Source organism: Acidovorax sp. HMWF029, from assembly GCF_003060895.1.
In the GTDB taxonomy this organism is placed as follows: Bacteria; Pseudomonadota; Gammaproteobacteria; order Burkholderiales; family Burkholderiaceae_C; genus Acidovorax.
This window is the reverse complement of sequence record NZ_QAIH01000305.1, coordinates 1-2,394: the sequence shown is the minus strand read 5'-3', so window position 1 is coordinate 2,394 and position 2,394 is coordinate 1. Positions and strand designations below refer to the sequence as shown.

Annotated in this window: 2 protein-coding genes; both read left to right on the top strand. The window is 67.9% G+C overall.

Annotated features, from left to right (window positions below; genetic code table 11):
* On the top strand, positions 1-2,065 hold a 2,065-nt coding region (locus DBR12_RS23315), incomplete at its 5' end, for a 3'-5' exonuclease (protein WP_304529321.1).
* A gap of 117 nt (positions 2,066-2,182) precedes the next feature.
* A partial coding sequence (locus tag DBR12_RS20545) for an NAD(P)/FAD-dependent oxidoreductase (protein WP_199226744.1) occupies positions 2,183-2,394 on the top strand: 212 nt, incomplete at its 3' end.

Genomic DNA, 2,394 nt, shown 5'->3' with positions numbered 1-2,394 from the left:
CGCGCAGGGCGTGATTGCCGCCGTCAACGCCGTCATGGGCCAAGCCCAGGCGCAGCAAGAGACCAGCGGTTTCCGCGACCACACCACCGAATCCAAACACCAGGGCCAACTGCTGTGCCTGCCCGCCATCACCGATGATGACGATGCGGGCAATGGAGGCAGCGCCGCCCGCGACCCCTTGGCCTGGCGCGACAGCCTGACCGAACCCCGCCACGAGGCCGAAGAAACCCAGCGCATGCGCGAATGCACCCAGGCCGCCGCCTGGGTGGCCGCGCAGATTGCCAGCGGCACGCAGCCCAAAGAGGTGCTGGTGCTGGCCCGCAAGCGCGACCGCCTGGCCAGCATGCAAGACGCCCTGCGCGCCTTGCACCTGCCCTGCGTCCAGCCCGAAAAGGCTGACCTTTTCGACGCGCCGGAGGTGCAGGACATGGTGGCGCTGCTGGATGTGCTGGTCTCGCCTACGCACGATCTGTCTTTGGCCCGTGTACTCAAGTCGCCGCTGTTCGGTCTGGGCGACGATGCCCTTGTGGCCCTGGCCGCGTTGCGCCGCCAGCCCGAGCATGCTGGCAACAGTTGGTTTGATTTGCTATCAAAAAAAGAGCTGTTAAGGCATGACTATCAGGCGGTAGAGGCTGTTTTGGATCAGTACCAAGCCTGGGTGGGCAGCCTGCCGCCGCACGACGCGCTGCACGCCATCTACGAGCACGGCGATGTGCTGGCGCGCTTTGCTGCGGCTGCCCCTGCCACCCAGCGCCAAGCGGTGCAGGCCAACCTGCGTGCGCTGCTGGCGGCATCGCTGCAGCACGATGGCGGCCGCTACCTCACGCCTTATGGTTTTGTGCGGGCCATGAAAAAAGGCGGCGTGCGCGCCCCGGGCCGGGCCGATGCACAGGCCATCCGCCTGCTGACCGTGCACGGAGCCAAAGGGCTGGAGGCCGATTGTGTGCTGCTGCTGGACACCGACACCCGCCCACAAAAAGCGGAGACCATGGGCGTGCTGGTGGACTGGCCGGGCGAGCAAGCCGTGCCCTCGGCTTTTGTTTTTGTAGCCAGCGAATCGAACCCGCCGCCCAGCGCAGAAGCCGCGCTGGCCGCCGAGCAGCAGGCCCGCAGCCGCGAGGAGCTGAACATGCTCTACGTAGCGATGACGCGCGCCAAGCACTGCCTTGCCCTGTCGTCCGTGCAGCCTGGCAACTCCGCGCCGGGCAGTTGGTGGAATCGGCTGGCGCCCGTGGTGACAGAGGCAGACGTGGGCATTGCCCCGGCACCTGCCGCCGAGGCTGCGGCGGCGCCCGACACTTTCACCATCGCCGCATTGCCCCCCCTGCCCGAGGCCCTGCAAAGCGCCCGCACACAAAAGGGCGCGGCTGCCACCGCCAACCCCAGTGGCAGTGCGCCCGTGGCCATGCCCGGCGATGGTGAATCCACACCCCTGTCACGCCAGGGCGACGCCATGCATCAGCTTCTGGAGCAGGCCGGCGTGGCAGGTGCCCCGCTGGCCCACCTGCGCACCAACGGCTGGCCTGCAGCGCGCATTGCCCGACTCGCCAGCGACCACGATATTGCCCCCGCAGCTGCCGAACTTGCTGCCCGCATGGCGCAGGGCATTTTGGCCGGTGAGGGTGCCTGGGCCTGGGATCCGGACCGGGTGCAGACCGCCATCAACGAAGCCCCCTTGCACTACCAAGGGCAGAGCCTGCGCATCGACCGGCTGTTGTTGCGCCGTGCAGCGCACGCCGATGATGCCGCTGCGGGCTGGTGGGTGCTGGACTACAAAAGTGCCGCCCAGCCCCAGCGCCAACAGGCGCTGGTGGCGCAACTGCGGCGCTACCGCGAGGCGGTGTCGGCGCTGCTGCCGGGTGAGGCGGTGTATGCGGCCTTTCTTACGGGTGACGGCCGTTTGGTGCCTGTGTACGAAGCGCCCGGCGCGGGCGGGCGGCTGGTCACGCAAGCGCCTGCAGTGGGGCATACTCTCGCCCCCGCTGCGCCGGTCATACCGGCAACGACCGAGCGCGCTCGCGCCGAGCCGGGGGCTGCGGATTCTCCGCAAGGCTCCTTGTTCTGACCCGTTTTTCCGGCCCCAGGCAGCACAACGTCTTTTTTCTTAGCAAGGCCACCCGTGTCCCACACCCTTCTTTCATCCGATGCACCCCCCCTGTCTGCGCATACGCTGCAGTGCGATGTGGCCATCATCGGCGGTGGCCCGGCTGGCCTGATGGCTGCCGAGGTGCTCGCCCAGGCGGGCGTTGGCGTGCATCTGTTCGATGCCATGCCCTCGGTGGGGCGCAAGTTCCTGCTAGCGGGCAAGGGCGGGCTCAACCTGACGCATTCCGAGCCTCACGATCCCTTTGTGGGCCGCTATGCCGGACGCCAACAGCAGATCGAGCCGCTGGT